15 protein-coding genes and 1 tRNA gene are annotated in these 20,816 nt (G+C 66.1%); 10 read left to right on the forward strand and 6 right to left on the reverse strand.

Translation table 11 applies throughout. From position 1 onward, the window contains the following. Positions 1-63: 63 nt before the first annotated feature. Both ACIPQB_RS10515 and ACIPQB_RS10520 read right to left on the reverse strand, forming a co-directional pair. On the reverse strand, positions 64-969 hold the full coding sequence (locus ACIPQB_RS10515) for an EamA family transporter (protein ID WP_446485172.1): 906 nt from the start codon (positions 967-969) through the stop codon (positions 64-66). Further along, on the reverse strand, positions 966-3,014 hold the full coding sequence (locus ACIPQB_RS10520; RefSeq protein ID WP_446485173.1) for a glycoside hydrolase family 36 protein: 2,049 nt from the start codon (positions 3,012-3,014) through the stop codon (positions 966-968). The genes ACIPQB_RS10515 and ACIPQB_RS10520 overlap by 4 nt, the downstream gene beginning before the upstream one ends. Before the next feature lie 166 nt (positions 3,015-3,180). Here ACIPQB_RS10520 and ACIPQB_RS10525 point away from each other — a divergent pair, with 166 nt between their 5' ends. The 6 genes from ACIPQB_RS10525 (at position 3,181) to ACIPQB_RS10550 (ending at position 13,429) form a co-directional block, all read left to right on the forward strand. Next, complete coding sequence (locus tag ACIPQB_RS10525; RefSeq protein WP_446485174.1) at positions 3,181-4,290, forward strand: amidohydrolase family protein; 1,110 nt, start codon at positions 3,181-3,183, stop codon at positions 4,288-4,290. A 273-nt stretch (positions 4,291-4,563) separates the two neighbouring features. Further along, positions 4,564-5,190, forward strand: a complete 627-nt coding sequence (locus ACIPQB_RS10530) for a glutathione S-transferase family protein (RefSeq protein WP_446485175.1) — start codon at positions 4,564-4,566, stop codon at positions 5,188-5,190. Positions 5,191-5,543: 353 nt separating this feature from the next. Continuing rightward, positions 5,544-7,493: an ATP-binding protein gene (locus tag ACIPQB_RS10535; protein ID WP_446485176.1), complete on the forward strand. Its 1,950-nt coding sequence runs from the start codon at positions 5,544-5,546 to the stop codon at positions 7,491-7,493. 1,312 nt (positions 7,494-8,805) lie between these two features. Further along, entirely contained in the window at positions 8,806-9,096 is a 291-nt protein-coding gene (locus tag ACIPQB_RS10540; protein WP_446485177.1) for a hypothetical protein, read from the forward strand. Positions 9,097-9,305: 209 nt separating this feature from the next. Then, the gene (locus ACIPQB_RS10545) at positions 9,306-11,741 is read left to right on the forward strand and encodes a TOTE conflict system archaeo-eukaryotic primase domain-containing protein (protein ID WP_446485178.1); all 2,436 of its coding nucleotides are present in this window, start codon (positions 9,306-9,308) and stop codon (positions 11,739-11,741) included. Positions 11,742-11,923: 182 nt separating this feature from the next. Next, positions 11,924-13,429 carry a DUF6538 domain-containing protein gene (locus tag ACIPQB_RS10550; RefSeq protein ID WP_446485179.1) on the forward strand — a complete coding sequence of 502 codons (1,506 nt, stop codon included), beginning with the start codon at positions 11,924-11,926 and terminating at the stop codon, positions 13,427-13,429. Here the strand turns inward: ACIPQB_RS10550 and ACIPQB_RS10555 are convergent. Beyond that, positions 13,426-14,565, reverse strand: coding sequence for a hypothetical protein (locus ACIPQB_RS10555; RefSeq protein WP_446485180.1), 1,140 nt, complete (start codon positions 14,563-14,565; stop codon positions 13,426-13,428). The genes ACIPQB_RS10550 and ACIPQB_RS10555 overlap by 4 nt on opposite strands. 123 nt (positions 14,566-14,688) lie before the next feature. Here ACIPQB_RS10555 and ACIPQB_RS10560 point away from each other — a divergent pair, with 123 nt between their 5' ends. Beyond that, positions 14,689-14,895 carry a hypothetical protein gene (locus ACIPQB_RS10560; protein ID WP_446485181.1) on the forward strand — a complete coding sequence of 69 codons (207 nt, stop codon included), beginning with the start codon at positions 14,689-14,691 and terminating at the stop codon, positions 14,893-14,895. A gap of 253 nt (positions 14,896-15,148) precedes the next feature. Here the strand turns inward: ACIPQB_RS10560 and ACIPQB_RS10565 are convergent. After that, positions 15,149-15,225, reverse strand: a tRNA-Arg gene (locus ACIPQB_RS10565). A 379-nt stretch (positions 15,226-15,604) separates the two neighbouring features. On the opposite strand from ACIPQB_RS10565, the gene ACIPQB_RS10570 reads away from it, so the two are divergent. Together ACIPQB_RS10570 and ACIPQB_RS10575 are read left to right on the forward strand one after the other, a co-directional pair. Further along, complete coding sequence (locus ACIPQB_RS10570; RefSeq protein ID WP_446485182.1) at positions 15,605-16,756, forward strand: sensor histidine kinase; 1,152 nt, start codon at positions 15,605-15,607, stop codon at positions 16,754-16,756. After that, entirely contained in the window at positions 16,756-17,115 is a 360-nt protein-coding gene (locus tag ACIPQB_RS10575) for a response regulator (protein WP_446485183.1), read from the forward strand. The genes ACIPQB_RS10570 and ACIPQB_RS10575 overlap by 1 nt, the downstream gene beginning before the upstream one ends. 91 nt (positions 17,116-17,206) lie before the next feature. Here ACIPQB_RS10575 and ACIPQB_RS10580 read toward each other — a convergent pair whose 3' ends face one another. Beyond that, positions 17,207-17,713, reverse strand: a complete 507-nt coding sequence (locus ACIPQB_RS10580; RefSeq protein ID WP_446485184.1) for a CarD family transcriptional regulator — start codon at positions 17,711-17,713, stop codon at positions 17,207-17,209. A gap of 301 nt (positions 17,714-18,014) precedes the next feature. Next, positions 18,015-18,356, reverse strand: a complete 342-nt coding sequence (gene fdxA, locus ACIPQB_RS10585; protein WP_446485185.1) for a ferredoxin FdxA — start codon at positions 18,354-18,356, stop codon at positions 18,015-18,017. Between the two features lie 256 nt (positions 18,357-18,612). Between fdxA and ACIPQB_RS10590 the strand changes: the two genes are divergently transcribed. After that, a complete protein-coding gene (locus ACIPQB_RS10590) occupies positions 18,613-20,691 on the forward strand; it encodes a putative bifunctional diguanylate cyclase/phosphodiesterase (RefSeq protein WP_446485186.1) in 2,079 nt (692 codons plus the stop codon). Positions 20,692-20,816 lie beyond the last annotated feature (125 nt).

Here is a 20,816-nt window from a genome sequence, read left to right on the forward strand (position 1 = left end):
CGCGCGAAAAAAGGAGCGGCCGCTGCAGGCAGCGACCGCTTGGAGGGGGAGGTGAGGCGCGCCCTAGGAGAGGGCCAGCAGCGCCGAGGCCATGACGGCCAGAGCCAGGCCGATCATCTTGAGCTCGCCGGGCACGACCCCGGCGACGAGCAGCGAAATCACCGCGGTCACCAGAGGGCCGCCGGCGTTGGTGAGGGGGGCGACGACGATCGCCTTGCCATACCGGAAGGCGTAGACCAGGGCCAAGGCGCCGATGGCGTTGAGCACCTGGATGCCCGCCGCCAGCCACGGTCCGTCCCAGCCCCAGTTGATCGGCCTGGAAAAGTCGGTCATGGCCAGGGCCGCCGGCGCCATCAGCAGGCCGCTGAGCATCATGTAGAAGAAGATGCTCTCGGCGCTCATGCGCGTATTGGCCAGCTTCATGAAATAGGCCTGCACGCCCCAGCAGAGCATGATGACCAGGGCCAGCGGGAACCAGGTCGAGCCGTGCGCGAACGAAAAGCCCTGCGGCGAGAAGTCGAACAAGGGCAGGGCGGCCAGCGCCAGCACTACCCCGAGCGCCCCCAGCTTGGTCGTGCGCTCCTTCAACAGGACGAAGGACATCAGGATGGTGACCAGCGGCGACAACGAGATGATCGGGAAGATCAGATAGGCCGGCCCCGTGGAGACGGCGTAGAACAGGATCATCTGGCCGCCGGCCCCGGTCAGGCCGATCAGAAGGCCGTAGAAGATCGACCTCGGATCGCGGTCGAGCTTCCATCCTTCCCGCTGCATGACGATCCCGGCCGGCACGATCATGGTGATGGCCCAGACGCAATAGACCAGGGTTTCTGGAAAGCCGCGCTGGGCCGAAACGCCGGCGAACGCGCCCCACACGCCCCACAGGACGACGGTCAGGAACGCGAAGGACAGCCAGCGCCGGGGCGCGACGGCGGGCTCGGCGGCCACAGCGACGGGAGCGTCGGTCATGCGCGGCCGCCTTTCGCGGGAACGGCCTCGACCAGCAGGAATTTTTCGAACTTCGCTGGGATACGCGCCGTCTTGGCGGTCACGGTCCCCAGGTCCCGACCGTTGTAGTAGTCGGTCAGGCGGTAGGCGCCCTCGCCCAGGCCGCGCAGCTCGACCGGTCCGTCCCACTGCGGGTCGTAGAAGGCGTAATAGAGCCGGCCGTCCTTCTCGATCGCATGGGCCTCGGGCTTGTCGAAGCCGATGTCGTAGAGCTCGCCCCGGTACTGGCCCTTGGGCAGCATCTTGGCGCTGTAGAGGTCGGCCCACCTGCGCCACGCCGCCTCGCGTTCGGGCGTCAGGCGGAAATTGGCGTCCTTGCCTCGGCCCTCGTTGGGCCAGGTGAACTTGGTCGAGATCACCGCGCCGATGCCGACGCTGGAGGCGAAGTCGTCGCCGCCGTCGCTCAGCTCGACATGGTCGCCGGCATAGGCCGCGTCGCGACCCATCAGGGCCTTCAGCGACTTGCCCTTCAGGCGCACCTGCCAGGACGACAGAGGATCCGAAGCCGGAACCTGGTTGACATAGGGCAGGTTGTGGAACGCGTAGGACGTGCCGCAGGGGCAGAACTCGACGACGGCCTCGGGATTGGCCTCGCGCGCGGTGTCGTAGACCAGCTTCCAGAACTCCTGGAGCTTTTCGACCGACTCCTCGGGGCGCGCATGGTTGTGGGCCGGGTTGTGGCACGGGGCCACGCCGTTCATGTGCTGGCCATCCAGCTTGAGGCCTTCATAGCCCCATTCGCCGACGATCTTCCGCACCAGCTTGCGGGTATAGTCCCGGGTCGGCGGGTAGGCCGGGCAGAGATAGAAGGCGTTCCACCAGGTCACGTTCTGCACCGCGCCGTCAGCGTCCAGCAGCAGCATGTCGGTGTGGTCGTGCAGCAGGTCCGAGCCGGGATCGACGGCCAGGGGCGCCAGCCACAGCTTGGGCTTGAGGCCGGCGGCGCGGATCATCCTGACGAAGGCGACCATGTCCGCCTCGGTTCGGAACTTGCGCGGATCCAGCGCCCAATCGCCCTCGTTGGTCTGCCAGCCGTCGTCGAGGACGGCCCACTTGAACCCCATTTCCTTGACCTTGCCGAAGGTCCCTTCGACCTCGGCGACGGTGAAGTCGCGCTCATAGCCCCAGGCGCACCAGATCGGCTCGTAGGCGCCTTCCGGAGCCTTGGGCGCGGCCAGGCCGCGGTCGGCCATCACCCGGCGGTAGGTGTCGAGCGTGGCGTAGTAGTCGCGCTGATGTACGGCGACGAAGGCGTCCAGAGAGACCAGGGCGTCGCCGAGCTTCAGGGTCACAGCCCGCTCCTCCTCCAGCGCCACCGACGCCCCGGCCGGCGACGCGACGATCGGCAGCGAGACCAGCTTCGGCGTCCGCTCGACATGACCGACAGCGAGGCCGGCGTCCGGCCGCCAGACATCGGCGACCGGCGTGCCTGATCCGTAGTCGGAGGCGTTCATGCCCATGAAGTTGGCCTGCTCGAACCCGTCCTTCACCGGCTGCACCCAGTCGCGGCGGTCGGCGTGGGTGGAGCCCGACCAGGACCAGAAGCCCGCGCCCGACGACTTCAGGGTGTGTGCGCCGATCCGGTAGCGCTCGATGACGAGCGGTTCGCCGCCGGTGTGCCGCCAGCTGACCGTCATCAGCGGAAAGCCGGGATAGCGCTTGTAAAAGGTCAGGCTGACGGTCTTCTCCAGCCCCTCGGCCGAAACGCCGCGCACGAGGTGGCGCACGCCGGGGCCGTGGATGTCGCTGACGGGGACCTGGCGGTGTTCGGCGAACAGGAAGCGGTCGATCACCCGGCCGCCCTTGAGCGTCACCGTTTCGGAGGGCGCGAAATCGGTCAGGGGCGCGGCCTGGCCGGCCAGGCTCGAGACCAACCGGCTGTTCAGGGCGGCGTCGAACTCCAGCGTCAGGACCGAGTCGCCTGCCCGCGCCACCGCGGCCGCGGCCCAGGCCCGACGCGCGCCCAGCGCCCCCGTGGCCAGCACCGTCCCGCCGAAAAGGGCCAACAGGCCGCGCCTGTTCACAAGCGGTTTGGTGATCACGCGCAGCCTCTCCGTGCCTACAAAAACGATCTTGCATAGGCCGTTTTTAAAAGGCAAACAAAAAGGAGCATAACCGAAAGATTAAGTTTCGATTTCGTTGCTTGTGCCGCGCTTCAAGAGGGGAATGGCCATGAGACTCCACAGGCGCTTGCTGCTCACCCTGGCCGCGACCTTGGCGCTGCTAGCATGCGCGCCGCTTTCGGCCGAGGCCGCCCCGAACGCCGGGCCCTACAGCGTCGCGGATTTCGCCCGGGTGCGGAAGTTCGACGCCCACGTCCACGTCAACGTCAAGGATCCGGCCTTCCTCGACCAGGCGGCGGCCGACAATTTCGAGGTCCTGTCGATCAATGTCGACTATCCGGCCTTCCCGTCTATCGCCCTCCAGGCCGACGCGGCCCGCTATTTCTCCAAGGTCGATCCGAGGCGCTTCCACTATGCCGCCACCTTCTCGATGAAGGGCTTTGGGAGCGACGGCTGGGCGGACAGGACCAACGCCTATCTCGACTCCGAATTCGAACGAGGGGCCCTGGCGGTCAAGGTCTGGAAGAACGTCGGCATGGTCGAGCGCGACGCGGCCGGCCAGCTCATCTTCATCGACGACAAGGGCTTCGACCCAGTCTTCGATCACCTGGCGGCGAAGGGCGTTCCGCTGATCGCGCACCAGGGCGAGCCGCGCAACTGCTGGCTGCCGATCGAACAGATGACCACCAAGAACGACAGGACCTATTTCAGCGAGCACCCGGAATATCACATGTATCTCCATCCGGAGATGCCGCGCTACGAAACCCTGATGGCCCGGCGCGACGCCATGGTGGCCCGCCATCCGAAGCTTGCCTTCGTCGGCGCGCACATGGCCAGCCTGGAATGGAGCACCGATGAAGCGGCCAATTTCCTGGACGCTCATCCGAACGCGGTGATCGAGCTGGCTGCCCGCATGGCTCAGGTCCAGTACCAGTCGGTGCGCGACTACGCGAAAGTGCGCGCCTTTTTCATCCGGTATCAGAACCGCATCCTCTATGGCACCGACCTGACGCTGAACCCCGGCGACGACGCCCAAGGATTCAAGAAGGTCGCCCACGATTACTGGATGTCGGACTGGACCTATCTGGCGACCGGGGAAACCCAGCGTATCGACGACATCGACGCCGATGCGCGGGGCCTGGCCCTGCCAAGGTCGGTGATCGACAAGATCTACTTCACCAACGCCAGGCGCGAATTCCTCGCCAAGCGCGAACGCTGATCGAGAGGGGCTCCATGACCCTCCGTTTCCCTGCTGGCCTCCGCCCTCGCCGGCCTCGTGGCCCTCTCCACGCCGGCTCTGGCCCAGGTCGCCCCAGGAGCCGACCCGCTGGCGGCGACGGGCCGATGGTCCATCCCCGAGCGCGCGCAGGCCCGCACCCCGCCCATGGGCCGACGTCCGGTCGTGGGGCAAGGACCTCGGTCGCCTGTGGCGCCAGGGTCGTGTAAGGTCCGCTACGGTCATTCCTCAGTCACACCAGGAAAGCGCCGGTTCATGATCACCGTTTGGGGCGGACAGACCTCGCGATCGATCCGGGTCGTCTGGGTGCTGGAGGAGATGGGCCTTCCCTACCGCGTGCGGCAGGTGGACATGCTGGCCGCCGAGCAGGACCCCGAGTTCCTGGCGGTCAACCCCGCCGACTACATCCCGGCGATCCAGGACGGCGACGTCGTCATGGTCGAGTCGATCGCGATCATGGAGTACCTGATGGCCCGCTACGGGCCGACGCCGCTGGCGCCCGCGCCGCACGATCCGACCTTCCCCGCCTACCAGCAGTTTCTGCACCTTGGCGAAGCCGGCCTCGCGACCCTGATGATGCCCGTCGTCGTCAGCCGCTTCATCGCGCCCGAGGCCGAGCGGGAGAACTGGGGCGCGACCTGGTGTCTGCGGTCGTTCCAGAAGCGGCTGAAGCTGGTCGGCCAACGGCTTGCCAGCTCGCCCTATCTCGCGGGCGAGGTTTTCACGGCCGCCGACATCTCTGTGACCTACGCCCTGAACCTGGGCCAACGGAACTGCGGCGTCACCCTCGGCGACGCCGAACAGGCCTATCTCGCCCGCACCACGGGCCGCGACGCCTACAAGCGCGCCATGGAGCGTTCGCACGAAGGCGTGAACGCCTAAACCCGGTCGATGACTGAACATCCAGAATCTGGAGCAGCGAAAGAGCTGTTCACGCGGGGCGAGGAGCGACGAAAGCGTAGTAGTATGGGCGAGGGGAGTGGCCAATTCGCACGAGGCGAACATGGCTCGCCGCTTCAACAGCGCGCGATAGTGGTTGCGCCTAACCCGCGAACGTCGCGTTTCTGGAGTTGGGCCAACGACGGCGTCTGGCGCAGCTCTGAGCGTCATCTGAGGGGCGTGCCGGGCAAGGATCGAGCTTCAAGGGTAAGTCAGGCTGCGACAATCTACCTCACGACCGAACAAGGGTCGGTAAAGCCAGGCAGGGAACACTGCGCGCCCAGAGAGGACAAACCTTGGATCAGGATCAAGCCATCAAAGAGGGCCAGCGGATCGCGATTCTGCAGTCCCTCGGGCTCATCGCCTCCGAGTGCGAACCGGCGTTCGACCTGATCGCCGAAGCGGCGCGCAGCGCGGCCGCGTCCGATGGCGGCTTCGTTATCTTCGCGGACGCCGCGCAGATCTGGTTCAAGGCGGCCGCCGGCCTGGGGCCGCGCCGGACCGCCCGCGCCGGATCCTTCTGCGACCGGATCGTGAGGACGGGGCGCCGACTCGTCGTCGAGGATGTCGCCCAGGATCCCGCCTTCGCCCATATCGGCTCTGTCGGCGCCTATGCCGGCGCCCCGGTGATCGTACAGGACCACGTCGTCGGCGCCGTCTGCGTCACCAGCCGTGATCCCCGCACCTTCACCGAGGCGCAGCTCGCCCAGCTTGAGATCCTGGCGCGGATCATCGGCGAGCGCCTGGAAACGCGGCGTGAGAAGCTCTTCCTTTCGCAACTCTTCGCCGGAACCTCCGACGCGGTGCTGATCGTCGACGAGCAGCAGATCATCATGCACTGGAACGCCGCCGCCGAGGCGATGTTCGGCTACGGCCCTCGCGAGGCTCTAGGCCAGCCGCTGCGCATGATCATCCCACCGCACCTGCGCGCCGGCCATGATCGCGGCTTCGCCAGGCTGTGCAACGGCGGACGGCCGACGATGGCCGGCGCGGTCGAGGTTCCCGCCCTGCGCCGGGACGGATCGGAGTTCCCGGCCAGCCTGTCGTTGTCCACATGGCGCGACAACGAACGGACCATCATCGGGGCGATCATTCGCGACATCACCGATCGGGAAGCCTTGAGCCAGGTTCGCGTGGCCAGCGAGGCCAAGACGCGGTTCCTGGCCAATATGAGCCATGAGATCCGGACGCCGCTCAACGGCATATTGGGTCTCGGCGATGTGCTGTCGCGCACCGCGCTGGCGCCCGACCAGGCCGAACTGCTCAAAGCCATGACCGGAGCGGCGCGAACGCTGGAGGCCTTGCTCAGCGACGTCCTGGACCTGGCGCGCTTGGAGGAGGGCGCGCTGCACATCGCCCAGGAACCCTTCGAGTTGCTGGGCCTGGCGCGTGAAGTCGGCGAACTGCATCGGCCTGTAGCCGAGGCCAAGGGCTTGAGCTACGGGGTCGGCGCACCTGTGGGCGAACACTGGGTCGTCGGCGATCCTGTCCGGCTGCGGCAAGTGCTTGGCAATCTGCTCAGCAACGCGGTGAAGTTCACGCACGCTGGCGCCGTGCAGTTCGATCTGGAATCTTCCGAGCAGGGCTGGAGCTTTTCGATTTCCGACACCGGCATCGGCTTTGACGAGGTCGCCAAGGTGCGCATCTTCGATCGGTTCGCCCAGGCCGACGACTCGATCACGCGCCGCTACGGCGGGTCGGGCCTGGGGTTGTCGATCTGCGTCGACCTGGTCAGGGCCATGGGCGGCGACTTGACCGCCGCGTCCACGCCAGGCGAAGGATCCACGTTCGGCTTTCAACTGCCCCTCGCGGCCGCCTATTCCACCGCCGAAACGTCCGAGCCGCCGGCGCGGCACGACCGCGTCCTGCGGGTGCTGTTGGCGGAGGATCACCCGGTCAACCGCAAGGTCGTCGAACTGATCCTCGGCGAGGTCGGCGCCGAGGTCGTGTCGGTCTGCGACGGCCGACAGGCGGTCGACGCCTTCGCAGCCGAGCGGTTCGATCTTGTCTTGATGGACATGCAGATGCCCGTCATGGACGGCCTGAGCGCCACGCGGGAGATCCGAGCCCGTCAGGGACGCCTGGCCCAGCGCCCCTGTCCGATCATCATGCTCACCGCCAATGTGCTGCCCGAACACCTGCGGGCCAGCTTCGAAGCCGGCGCCGACCGTCACCTCGGAAAGCCCATCGAAGCGGATCGCTTGCTGATGGCGGTCGACGAGGTGCTCGGCGCGGCGGTGGGGTAGCCGCGCTTAATGGCGCCTGTTGGCTCGCCTCGATCCCGCGAAGAAGGAATGAAAGTCGTCATTCCAGAGCGGCCCGAGAGTCCGCTATTGCCGCATTTCGTTCATAAATGATGGTTTTCGAGCCTTCGAATGGAATGAGCGCCACCGGATGATAGGCGCGGCGAAGCTCTGCATGGACCACGGCGACCACACATAATGTCGGTGCGCCATGGGGCTGACCCACTAAGCTAGAATCTTGAGCGTCGCCGTCCGGGAGGCACAGCGACCAACCGCCGCTTCTCCAGCCCGGTGAGCTGCGCAGTACACCCATCTGCGACCGCGTCGCATTATTGACGGTCTTAAGTTGCAATTGGGTACGTCTTAAGTTGCAACGACACAAAATATGGGGCCAACTTAACGCTGGCCGGCTAAGGCGTTGAAATCCCTCAGTTGGGCATTTTTGCCAACTTGGCGGTCCCAACTTAAGACTGACCCTGGAGCGCGCAATCCAACTTAAGGCCGTCCGCGGATCTTGGCGCGGTGACCTCAATGCAGCGAAAATATCAGTGATTACAGGTACTTGTTGCTTACATACGTCTACGTAACGCCGACGTCGTGTAATCGTCTACGCGCCGTCGGCGTTACGTAGACGCCACGTCGTCAAAACGGCGACGCTACATCCGGCCATGGCGGCGAACGGTGCCATCAATGCATCATCAGCGCGACACCGCCGCGTGAGTGGACCGTCGGCGCCCCGGTCCTGGCGATGACAGATGATGCGGCCAAGTGCGGCCGGAAACCCCCGAGCCAAGTTTCGATCAACCCGGCTCTAAATCAGTCTGGCCGACAGCCGCACGAGCCCGCACCAGCATTTGCTCTAGGAACGATCGAGCCGCATCGTCCGCGAGGCCAAGGCCCGCATCACAGTCGCGATCGGCCTGGTCCAGAATAGCAGCGATTTCTCGATCCTCGGCCGAAACCGCACGCTCGTGCGCCCGACCAGACGATTCTAGCTTCATCAGATGAGCGTGGCGTTTGGGCACTAACGATCCTCACACTCAAAGGATAACGCGTTCGGGCACGGTTCAAAACGGGAGAACGGAGGGAGGCCTTGTTGGGCGGCGGCGCCGTCCGCCCTGATCACCCGTCCCCGGCGCTGGTCTATGGCGTTGACTGCGCGCACCAGGGCCGGCCGCAGGCTCATGATGCTGGAGACTGGCACGAGATCATGCCATCTGCGCATCATCAGCGTGACACCGACGCCGCGTGGTGAAAACGTCGGCAGCCCGGTCCTGGCGATAACCGACAACGCAGCGGAGGAGGGCCGGAAGGATTGACCACCATGCGCGTCATCTCAAACCCGTCGTCGCATAAGCTGCTTTCGGAAGAACTGGCGCTGAAGCCCGGGGAGAAGCTGTCGGGGAGCGCGCTCACCAGCACCTTGAGCCACATTGCGGCTCGGTCGGCCGACATTCTTGGATCACAGGAGCATGCGTTGGCCTGGCTCCAGCACCATCCAGTGCCCCTCCTGGGCGGGCAGACGTCCGCGAAGCTACTGGCTGACGGGTGGGGCGCGGCCGTCTTGGGTTATATCGATGAAATGCGGTACGGCAGTCGGGGGTGATCCACACCATGATGCGCCGCCACGGTCAGTCGCTCAGGTCGCCGAGCTCACCACGGCGGTGCGCCAAGGCCTTCGGCGAGATGGCCTCGGGCGCGAACCCGTGAAGGCCGAGCCCGCGCCAAGGCCCCGAGGCGTCCATCACCTGGCGCGCATCCTCGGAGTCAGCAAGGCCACGATCGGGCGAATTCCAGCCTCGGGGACCTGATCGGGTGTCGAGCAGAGAGCAAGAAATTCGGCGCCTTCGGGAACGCCTCTGTCAGCTGGAGCGGGAACGCGCGGCGATCGAAGACGAACTTGCCGAGATTATCGCGGCCGGCCCACCCGCGACATTGGATGTGGGACCAACGCCGCCGCCGACGGCCAAGGAGCAACCCTTCGACAACCGGGCCAAGGTCGAGCTATTTCGCAACCTGTTTCGAGGACGAAGCGATGTATTCCCGCTGCGCTGGGAAAACCTCAAGACCGGAAAGAGCGGCTACGCGCCGGCCTGCGCCAATGAATGGAAGCGGGGCCTGTGCGAGAAACCGCGGATCAAGTGCTCCGCATGTCCCAACCAGGCTTTCATCGCAGCGACCGATCAAGTGGTCGCCCACCATCTGAGGGGGCAAGGCCCCAGCGGCGCCACGTTCGTCGCCGGCGTCTACCCGGTTCTACCGGACGACACCTGTTGGTTCTTGGCGGCCGACTTCGATGAGGCGGAATGGCGACGGGACGTGAAAGCCTTCGCCGAAACCTGCCGCGCCTGGGACGTGCCTGTCGCCATTGAACGATCACGCTCCGGCAACGGCGCCCATGCGTGGATCTTCTTCGGCGAACCGGTTTCGGCCTCGCTGGCCCGACGCTTGGGATCGGCCTTGATCACCGAGACCTTGGACCGGGCGCCCGACATTGGGTTCGCGTCCTATGATCGCTTGTTTCCTAGCCAGGATACCGTCCCGAGCGGCGGCTTCGGTAACCTCATTGCCCTGCCGTTGCAGGGCTTGGCGCGCCAAGCCGGCAACAGCGTGTTCCTGGACGATGACCTTGAGCCCTACGACGACCAATGGACGTACCTGGCTGGTGTCCGGCGTCTCAAACGCGACACCCTGGAGGCCCTGGTTGACGCCGCCAGCGCAACCGGTCGGATTCTTGGGGTCAGGATCCCTGTCGATGACGATGATGAGGAGCCGTGGCTGGCCCCGCCCTCGCGCCGGCGAGCGCCGCCGGCGATTGCCGGGACCCTGCCGAGCAATCTCACGATGGTCGTCGCGGACCAGCTCTATATTCCGCGCGGGGATCTGCCGTCAGGTCTGGTCGCGCGCCTGATACGGCTTGCGGCGTTTCAAAATCCTGAGTTCTACGCCGCCCAGGCGATGCGGCTTGCGACCCATGACAAGCCGCGGATCGTATCTTGCGCCGAGTTGACGGCGAACCACATCGGCCTGCCGCGGGGCTGCTTCGACGTGGCAATGGACCTGTTTGCGTCGCTGGGCGTCACCGTCGAAATCGAGGATCGGCGCCATCGCGGCACGGCGATCGACATTTCATTCAAGGGCGTGTTGCGGCCGGACCAGGAGGTGGCGGTCGATGCGCTGCTGCCGCACGACATCGGCGTGCTCGCCGCGACGACGGCGTTCGGGAAGACCGTGGTGGCGGCACGGATGATCGCGGAGCGCGGGGTCAACGTGCTCGTTCTGGTCCATCGCCGCCAACTGATGGACCAGTGGGTGGAGCGCCTCGGCGCCTTCTTAAACGCAGCGCCGGGCATGATTGGGAAAATCGGCGGCGGCAAACGCAAACCGTCCGGCTTGATCGACATCGCCCTTATCCAGAGCCTGACCAGGAAAGGCGAGGTGGACGATATCGTGGGCGATTATGGGCATCTCATCGTCGATGAATGTCACCATCTTTCGGCCGTGAGCTTCGAGCTGGTCGCCAGACGGACAAAGGCCCGCTACGTCCTTGGCCTATCGGCGACGGTGACCCGGAAAGACGGCCACCACCCGATCATCTTCATGCAATGCGGGCCGGTTCGAAAACGTGTCGATGCGCGCACGGAGGCGGCGCGGAGGCCGTTCGATCACCGTGTCCGCATTCGGCAGACGGCGTTTTGTCTGCCAGACAGCGCGGCGACGGTTCCGATCCAGGACATCTATCGGGAGCTCGCCGGCGATGAAGCGCGTAACGACCTGATCTTCAACGACGTGCTGGCCGCGCTCGAGGCTAGGCGCTCGCCGGTCGTCATCACCGAGCGGACGGATCACCTGGAAGCCTTGGCCAATCGGCTTTCGCGCTTCGCCAAGAATGTCGTTGTCCTGCGTGGGGGCCAGAGCGAGCGAAAACGGCGAGAGGCGATGGAGCGCCTCGCGGCAATTCCAGAGCAGGATGAGCGGGTGATCGTGGCGACCGGTCGCTACCTTGGAGAGGGCTTTGACGACCAGCGCCTGGACACGCTGTTCCTCACCATGCCGATCGCCTGGCGGGGAACGCTGGCGCAGTATGCCGGTCGTCTTCACCGGCTTCATGACCCCAAGCGGGAAGTGGTCATCTATGACTACGTTGATCGCGACGTCCCGGTGCTCGCCCGCATGGCGGCCAAACGGGCGGCAGGCTATTCGGCGATCGGCTATACGGTCGCCCAGGGGGCGGGTTTGTTCGACGGATGAACGCCGAACATCACTGGTATTCATGACAATCGGCCTCAAACCCTTTCTGGGCTTGGGTTTGAGCACTCTGGCCGCGACTTTCGCGGGCGCTTGTCGCCTCCGGCTGTAGCCCCAACGCCAGCCGTCGCGCCGCAAAAACGCCGGCCTGCAAGGCCTTGTCGCGGTTTTGCCGGAGCCCCGCGATGTCGCCCCAGCCTGTCACCGCGATCGCCAAGCAGCCCGCCCGTCGTCGTCCGCCGGGGCTGGTGCTGCGCGGCAACCTCTACAGCCTGCGCCTGAAGGTCCCCAAGGCGCTGCAGGCCCAGGTCGGGCGCACCCATGTCTGCCGGGCCCTGGGCACCGGCCGGCTCAACGAGGCGGTACGGCGAGCCCGCGTGGTGGCCGGGGAGATCGAGGCGTCCTGGTCGGCGGCGGACGCGCCGCTGCCACAACATCTCCCGCAGGTCGCGCCTGTCGCGCCCGCAATACATGTATTAACCGCCGCACCCGCAAGACCTGCGGCGCCCAGCCTCGCGGGCCCCACCCTTCAGCTGGCGCTGGAGGGCTACCTGGCCGATCCGGGGCGACGCCGCCACGCCAAGGCGACCAGCGTCTATCGCCACATCGTCGGCGTGGTTGGATCCTTGCTCACCCCCGACACGCCGGACGCCACGCCGCTGGCCAACCTGACCCGCGCCGATGGGCGGCGGCTGATCGAGAGCTTGCGCGCCCTGCCGGCCAACTATCAGCGCCGGTTCCCGGGGATGAGCCAGAGCGCGGTCCTGACCCTGGCCGCCTCCCGGCCCAACCTGCGGCGGATCTCCGACGTCACCATCAACGGCTACCTGGTGCGGCTGACCGCGGTGCTCAGCTGGGCGGCCCGTGAGGGGTGGCTGGTCAAGAACCCCTGGGACGGCCTGAAGATCGCCCTGGCCACCGCCGGCGCACGGCAACGCGAGCCATTCTCCATCGACCAGCTCAACACCCTGCTGGCCGCGCCGCTCTACACCGGCTGCATCAACGACGGGCAAGGGGTCAGCAAGCCAGGCCCGGCCTATCCGCGACGGGCGCGGTTCTGGGTGGCGCTGATCGGGCTCTATTCCGGCCTGCGGCTCAACGAGATCGGCCAGCTCGACCTGGCCGACGTTGCCCAAGTCGACGGCGTCGAGTGCTTCCACGTTCGCCGGCGCTCGCAACTGGGCCCCGACAAGCGGGTCAAGAGCCCCAGCAGCCAGCGGCTCGTGCCCGTGCATCCGATGCTGATCAAGCTGGGCTTTGACTTCTATCTGGCGGAGCGCCGCGCTTCGGGCGAGGCGGGTAAGCTCTTTCCCGAGCTGCGGCCTTGCGTGGTATCGGGCTATTTCTCAGACCCGATTTCGCGCTGGTTCACGCACCTGCTGGACACCTGCGGGGCCGGCGACGGCCCCGCGCGCGGCTTCCACTCGCTAAGGCACAATTTCCGCGACGCCTTGCGGGCGGGCGGCGTCGACCTGCCGGTCGCCCTGGCGCTGGGCGGCTGGCGGGTCGAGGCCCGGCGGCTGGGCGGGGCCGTCGCCGAGGCCTATGGCTCTGGGTTCAGCGTCGCGACGCTGGCGGCCGCAATCGGCAAGGTGCGCTACCCGGGACTAATCCTCGTGCATCTGCAGCCCAGTCTTGGCCATGACCGACGCACGGGCGGCCAGCGTCCGCCTGACCAGGTCAGGCGCTAGCCCGCATCGGCGCAGTCCGGACTGTCGATAGCCCACCGCAGGACAAGAGCCGCCGATCCTGGCGGTGGCAGATCCAAGGCGGCCTCAATACGGTCTCGCGGCCAAAAGCCGCCCGATCGATAGGGCCGCGCCACGCCCGCCTGCGCGGCCAACCCGGCCACCTGGATCGACTCGACGCCCGCGCGGACGCCGACTTCCTTGGTGCTGACGAACAGACGACTGCAGCGGCGAACGCTTTGGGCGGTCACGCCCACGCCGCCGCGTTGCAACTGCCCATGGGCAATCAGGCAACTGGTGTCCTTGGGCAGCATGTTTAGATATTCCTCTGCGTCGATGAGGGAGATCGACTCCGCCTCGATTTCTCGCCGACACGCCCAGGCATTCTTGCCGCGCACGACCCGCCGCGCCCAGTCTAGGCTGACGTTCAAGGTCGCCTTACTCATCTCGCGCGTTTCGGGGGCGCCCAATTGCCCGGCGTCGGCGGATTCGAGGATAGCTCGGACCCAGGGCTTGGCGCCGACTCCCAGGGCTGGAAAGAGATCGCGCAATCGTATGCGCCCCGGATCTGCCGGGTCGTGGCGCTGCACCTTGCGCTTGAGGGCCCCAAGTTCGTCGATCGCCGAGAGGTGAAACTGCATTTCCTTGTAGAGAAGCCGAGTTGGTTCGTTGTCGACTGTCCGCAAGTGGCCCGCGCGTCCCAGGCCAACGAGGAGCTTCACAGCCACGTTTGTCCTCACGCCCAGGTTCGTAAGCGATATCCGATCCGACAGTTGTGCTTGCAACCGGGCCACTACATCGCTGGCAAGACGGTCGTGTTGACGCTCGCCGCCGCCCAGCGCGTAGCAACTGGGCAAGATGCCAAGATCGACCAGCTGGCGCGCCTGAGCGGTCCCGATGCGAAGCCGGCGGGCTGCAAGGCCGAGGTGGAGCACCTCACCCTCGACGGTCGGCGTAAAGCCGGGCTGCAGCATCGCCAAAAGGGCGCTAGCCGCTTTGCCTGACTCGCCACGCCGGTTGGCCTGAGGCTTCAGCTGCGCGCGCAAATCTGATCGCCTGGCGCGGGCCGCGCTGGAGGGCTCAGCGAGTGCGGCAATCCGTTCATCCAGGTTCAAGAGGACGTCGAGTCCAACCCACATGACGATCGGGTATTGTAGTCGGCGACACGCGCAATATACGAGTCGATCGCGCGAAGCTGGGGGTCGGTTCCGAGGAAGGGCCGCTTGGGCGTGCGCAGCATCTCCTCGTAGAAGAGGTTAAGCATGATTGCCATCCGCCACATCGTGATGCACAACGGCCGAGAGTGCGGAAAAATCATCTACGACTCGAAGAACCACAACGCTTGGCGCAATGAGTTCGTCACTAAGTTGAAGGCGGATCAAGAACTCAAAGGCGATGCCGATATCCTTAAAAAGATCGAAGAGGCAGAAGCGCTTTTACGATCTTTGCGTGGCGCACTATCGAGTTGATCGTCAGGCCGGCCTCAGCCTGCCGAGCATCGCGCCGGGTAAAGGGCACGTCGAGCCGGACCTGGAGACAACCGCATCCGCGCGCCAGGGCGGACTTTTCCAACTTCGGCGCTGAATCAGATTTGACGGAAGCGAGCCAAGGAGGCGACCGCGCTGCTACGACGTCCCATCCTCAGCATTTCTGAGAATCGCTCGCATTTTCGCGCGCCTTAAGTTGGAACGCGGCACGTTCTAAGTTGGCCCGACACAAAAATGGCGGCCCGGAAGGGACTCGAACCCCTGACCTTCGCTTTAGGAAAGCGCTGCTCTATCCTGCTGAGCTACCGGGCCGCTTGGCGCGTGCGTTGGGTCAATAGCGCAAGTTCCAGGGTATGCGAACCCCGGCGGTGAAAAGCGTCGCAAGGCGAGCGCCGTCATGCTTGCCGGCCGTGTTCCGGACCGGATCGAACACCGCCGTTGCTTCGTCCAGACGCCTCGACCGGCGATGGCGCGCCGCGAGCGGGATCCAGGTCCGCGGCGGATCGTCACGGGCGAGGGCGCGCTGTCCCATCCCGCTGTGCGTTGAAGTTGTTAGGATTCTTGCCGGGGATCTGACCATTCCTCGCCAAGACAACCGAGAGTCTGCCTTGGCGCCTGCCGACTCCACCTTGCCGCGACACGAGGTGCTGCTAGGGTTTTGGCCCAAGAGCGCTCACTAGGAACGCCTATCGTGTTGAACGTCGCGAACCTCGACCCTTCGGTCCGTGCGGATCACGCCGCCCTGATCACCCTGGTCGAGACGATCGAGGCGCTGTCGGCCACCCGCACCATCGAGGACGTCGCCGCCGTGGTCCGCACCGCCGCCCGCCGGATCTCCGGCGCCGACGGTGTCTGTTTCGTGCTGCGTGACGGCGAGCAGTGCTGGTATCTCGACGAGGACGCCATCGGTCCGCTGTGGAAGGGCAGGCGCTTTCCGCTGACCGCCTGCATCTCCGGCTGGGCCATGCTCAACGGCCAGACGGCGGTCATTCCCGACATCTATGCCGACCCGCGCATTCCGCACGACGCCTACCGCCCGACCTTCGTCAAGAGCCTGGTGATGACTCCGGTGCGGCCGCGTGACCCGATCGCCGCCATCGGCGCCTATTGGGCGGCGAGGCGGAAACCGACGCCGGACGTGATCATCCGGCTGGAGGTGATCGCCCGGGCCACCGCCGCGGCGATCGAGAACGCCCATCTCTACACCTCGCTCAACGAGGTGCTGGAACGCCGCGACTTCCTGCTGCGCGAGCTGGACCATCGGGTCAAGAACACCCTGGCCTCGGTGCAGTCGATCGCCCGCCAGACCCTGCGCAACGCCGCCTCGCCGGCCGACTTCGCCGAATCGTTCGAATCCCGGCTGATGAGCCTGTCGCGGGCCCACGAGCTGCTGACCCGCCGGGGCTGGGCCCGCACCAGCCTGCGCGAGGTGCTGGAGGCGGCTCTGCAGCCGTTCGGCGGCCTGGCCGATCCGCGCTTCGCCGTCCGCGGGCCGGTGATCACGCTCAGCGCCGAGACCGCCCTGGCCCTGCACATGACCCTGCACGAACTGATGGTCAACGCCGCCAAGCACGGGGCCCTGACCGCCGCCAGCGGCCAGGTCACCGTCGCCTGGCGGATCGAGCCGGTCGACGGCCAGCCGTCCCTGGTGCTGGAATGGGTCGAGCGAGGCGGGCCGCCGGTGTTCGCGCCCACGCGCGAAGGGTTCGGAACGCGGCTGCTGCGGCGCGGCCTGGCCCGCGACCTGGGCGGCGACGCGGCCATGGTCTTCCAGCCCGCCGGCCTCAGCTACACCCTGCGCGCGCCGCTCTCCGAGCGAGTCGACCGGGCGGAGGTGGCGTGATGGCCGGTCCGCGAATCATGATCGTCGAGGACGAGGCCCTGGTGGCGATGATGGTCGAGGACCTGCTCACCGATTTCGGCTGCCGGATCTCCGGATCGTTCGGGGCGGTCGACGACGCCCTGACCTGGCTGACCGAGCTGTCGGCCCCGCTGGACGGGGCGATTCTCGACGTCAATGTCGGCGGCACCATGGTGTTCCCGGTCGCCGAGCGCCTGCGGGCCGCAGGCGTGCCCTTCGTCTTCGCCACCGGCTACGGGGCGCTGCCTCGCGCGGGCTTCGAGGAGGTCACCGTGCTCAGCAAGCCGATCAATCCAGGGCACCTGCGCGATGCGGTGGACGGGTTCGGCAACGCGGCCTGAGGTCCGGCGAGGCGGCCAAGGCGGCGGAAAAATGAAAACGCCCCCGGACGCAGGTCCGAGGGCGCTTCGTCTCAGGATCGGATCAGAAGCCTCAGGCGGCGTTCTTGACCAGCGACTTGGTCAGGATGCCGATGGCGGCTTCGCGGTCGATGCGCTCGATGGCGGCCACTTCACGGGCCATGCGGTCCAGGGCCGATTCGTACAGCTGGCGCTCCGAATAGGACTGTTCCGGCTGGTTCTCGGCGCGGTGCAGGTCGCGGACCACTTCGGCGATCGAGATCAGGTCGCCCGAATTGATCTTGGCTTCGTATTCCTGGGCGCGGCGCGACCACATGGTGCGCTTGACGCGGGCGCGGCCCTTCAGGGTGGTCAGGGCCTGGCTCACCACATTGCCTTCGGCCAGCGGACGCAGGCCCGCGGTCTTGGCCTTCTTGGTCGGGACGCGCAGGGTCATCTTTTCGTGGTCGAAGGTGATGATGTAGACCTCGAGCGACATCCCGGCGACTTCCTGGGTCTCGACGCCCTGGATGTTGCCCACGCCGTGCGCGGGATAAACAACGTGATCGCCGACCGAGAATTCCAGACCGCTCTTGCTCATTCGTTCGTCCTCATTAAGTTCGGGCCAAAGGCCCAAAACACCTTCCACTCAGGGCTTCCAAGGGTGTCCAACGGCGACAGGGACCCGACCGCGAAATATCTGCGGGGCCAAGACCGGCTGGGATTTGGAAATCGTTTAAGTCACCCTTCGCCTTCGATCGGGCGCGCCGGTTTCCCGGCTGACATCGTCCACATGACGGGCAGGCGCGAGTGATCGCGACCGTTACGTCGGAAGCGACAATATCATAAAATTCAGCTTGATGAAAGGGTTGCGACCTGTTTAGCCGTCAGGAACCGCCCGGTCAGGAACCTTTGCCGGGCTTTTCGCTGAAATATTTCTCGAATTTGCCGGTTTCACGCTCGAACGCCTCGCGGTCCGCGGGGGGCTCGCCCTTAACCGTGATGTTCGGCCAGATCTTGGCGTATTCGGAATTGATCCGCAGCCACTTGCCGTCCGGCTCGTCCTCGGTGTCGGGCTTGATGGCGTCGATCGGGCACTCCGGCTCGCAGACGCCGCAGTCGATGCATTCGTCCGGATTGATGGCCAGGAAGTTCTCGCCTTCATAGAAGCAGTCGACCGGGCACACCTCGACGCAGTCCATGAACTTACATTTGATGCAGGCGTCGGTAACGATGTAGGTCATCGAGAGCTCGAAGTTTCAGTCAGAGACGCGGGTGTGGGCGCGCGGAGGCCGCGTTTTCGAAGCCGAAGGCCCGCTTGTCAATGCGGCTTGACCGCCGAAGGGGTCAGGAATTCTCACATCGACCCCAGCCCGCCGCCCAGCCTGCGCCGTGCGGTTGCAGCGGATTCTCGGATATCGGCGTTACGTTACCAATTCTTATCGAAGCTGGGTCACAACCAAGCCGAGGAAAACAAACGAGAAGTCGGGGTCCCGGCAGATGACGAGAACGGCCGTGCGCACCGAGGTTGAGATCCGCGACGAGGCCGTGTCCCGGCTGGAGGCGTTCGAGACCTTCGTCCGCCACGCGCCGTTCGCCGCCGCCCTGGTCGATGCGACCTTCCGGCTCAGCGCGGCCAGCCCGGACTGGATCGCCAACGGCCTGGCGCCGGACATCGAGCTCGGCGACGACTTTCGCCGGGCCCTGCCCAACGCCGAGGACCTGGCCGGCCTGCAGCGCTGCATGGAGGAGGGCGAGGCTTTCTCCCGCTACCGCTCGATCGCCCGTAACGGCCTTCCGCCGCGGATCTGGCGCACAGAATTCGCCGCCGCCCGCATTGCGGGGGAGGGCGGCGAAGGCCGGACCCTGGCGGTGATCGTCACCGCTCGCGACGTCAGCGGCTTCGCCGAGACGGCCCTGAAGGCCGAGCGCGACCAGCAGCGCCTGAAGATGGCGCTGGAACTCGACGACCTGATGGTCCGCGAATACGACCTGCGGACCGGCGAAATGTACTGCTCGGGCACCTCGCCGGAGCTGGAGAAATGGTGCCTGTTCGAGAACGATCCGCTGGAGATCGTCCATCCCGACGATCGCGACAGGATGGCCGAGCTGGTGCGCAACCGTAAGGACGGCGAGGCCCAGGTCTTCGAGTTCCGGCTCAATCGAAGCGACGGGATCGAGACCTGGGTGCGTTCGGTGGGCAAGAAGTTTCTCGGGGCCGACGGCAGGCCCGACCGGCTGGTCAACCTGTTCAAGGACGTCACCGATCGCCGCCGCCAGACCGAGGCGGTCGAGAACCTGGCCTTCCTCGACGCGCTCACCGGCCTGCCCAACCGCGCCTATTTCCAGCGCAAGTTCCAGGAGGCGGTCGACGCCTCCGAGATCATGGGCGAGCTGTTCGGTCTGATCATGATCGACGTCGACCATTTCAAGGACATCAACGACACCCTGGGCCATGACGCTGGCGACGCCCTGCTCAAGCGCCTGGCCGAGATGCTGCAGACGGCCTTCCGGGCCGGCGACACCGTGGCCCGGCTGGGCGGCGACGAGTTTGCGGTGATCCTGCGCGGCCTGCATTCCGAGGCCGACATGATGCGGCCGGTCAACGCCCTGCAGGAGCTGCTGCGCCAGCCCATCGAGCATGGCGGCCGCAGCTTCTCGGTCAGCGCCAGCATCGGGGCGGCCCTGCATGGCGACCCCGACGCCGATCCCAGCCACATGATCAAGAACGCCGACATCGCGCTCTATCGGGCCAAGGACGAGGGCCGCAATCGCAGCGTGGTGTTCGACCCGTCGATGCGCTCGGCCCTGGAGCAGAGGATCGAGCTGCTGCGCGACGTGCGCGCGGCGATCACCGCCAAGGAGTTCGTGCTCTACTACCAGCCGGTGGTCGACCTCGCCACCAACAGCGTCAGCGGCTTCGAGGCGCTGATGCGCTGGGACCATCCCGAGCAGGGCGTGCTGACCCCCGATCGCTTCATGGCCGCCTTCGAGGACCAGGACCTGTCGCTGAAGCTCGGCGACCTGGCCCTCGAGAGCGCGCTCAAGCAGATGCGCGACTGGCTGGACCAGGGCGTCGAGTTCGGCCGGGTGGCGGTCAACATCTCGGCCGCCCAGTTCCGCAGCGGACGTTTGGCTGAAGAGGTCCAGGATCGGCTCAACCGCTGGAACGTGCCGTGCGATCGCCTGACCATCGAGGTCACCGAGAACGTCTATATGGGCTGGGGCTCCGAGATGGTCAGCGAGACGGTCCGCCGCCTGCACCGGGCCGGGGTGATGATCGCCCTGGACGACTTCGGCACCGGTTACGCGTCCCTGGCCAACCTGCGGCAGTTTCCGATCGACCGGCTGAAGATCGACAAGTCCTTCGTCCAGAACGTCGAGGATGCGGCGATCGTCAAGGCGGTGATCACCCTGGGCTCCAGCATGGGCATGAAGGTGGTCGCCGAGGGCGTCGAGGACCGCGCCCAACTCGACGCCCTGGCCGGCTACGGCTGCGACCAGATCCAGGGCTACCACTTCAGCCGCCCGATGCCGGCGGCCGCGGTGCCGACCTATCTGGCGGGATTCGACGCTTAGGGCGTGATGACCCTGGGCTGAAACGCCCATCCCCAGTCCGTCTCCCCGGCGAAGGCCGGGGTCCAGGTTCAGCCGTCGCATTGGACGATTATCGAAGCACGCTCTGCTCTATGATCTGGGCCCCG

Source organism: Caulobacter sp. LARHSG274 (assembly GCF_052871235.1).

Excerpts from the sequence above, each read along its gene's own strand:
- ACIPQB_RS10550 (WP_446485179.1), top strand. The coding sequence starts at position 11,924 with ATGTCGCCCCAGCCTGTCACCGCGATCGCCAAGCAGCCCGCCCGTCGT.
- ACIPQB_RS10580 (WP_446485184.1), bottom strand. The coding sequence starts at position 17,713 with ATGAGCAAGAGCGGTCTGGAATTCTCGGTCGGCGATCACGTTGTTTAT.
- ACIPQB_RS10530 (WP_446485175.1), top strand. The coding sequence starts at position 4,564 with ATGATCACCGTTTGGGGCGGACAGACCTCGCGATCGATCCGGGTCGTC.
- ACIPQB_RS10590 (WP_446485186.1), top strand. The coding sequence starts at position 18,613 with ATGACGAGAACGGCCGTGCGCACCGAGGTTGAGATCCGCGACGAGGCC.
- ACIPQB_RS10575 (WP_446485183.1), top strand. The coding sequence starts at position 16,756 with ATGGCCGGTCCGCGAATCATGATCGTCGAGGACGAGGCCCTGGTGGCG.
- ACIPQB_RS10555 (WP_446485180.1), bottom strand. The coding sequence starts at position 14,565 with ATGTGGGTTGGACTCGACGTCCTCTTGAACCTGGATGAACGGATTGCC.
- ACIPQB_RS10515 (WP_446485172.1), bottom strand. The coding sequence starts at position 969 with ATGACCGACGCTCCCGTCGCTGTGGCCGCCGAGCCCGCCGTCGCGCCC.
- ACIPQB_RS10525 (WP_446485174.1), top strand. The coding sequence starts at position 3,181 with ATGAGACTCCACAGGCGCTTGCTGCTCACCCTGGCCGCGACCTTGGCG.
- fdxA (WP_446485185.1), bottom strand. The coding sequence starts at position 18,356 with ATGACCTACATCGTTACCGACGCCTGCATCAAATGTAAGTTCATGGAC.
- ACIPQB_RS10560 (WP_446485181.1), top strand. The coding sequence starts at position 14,689 with ATGATTGCCATCCGCCACATCGTGATGCACAACGGCCGAGAGTGCGGA.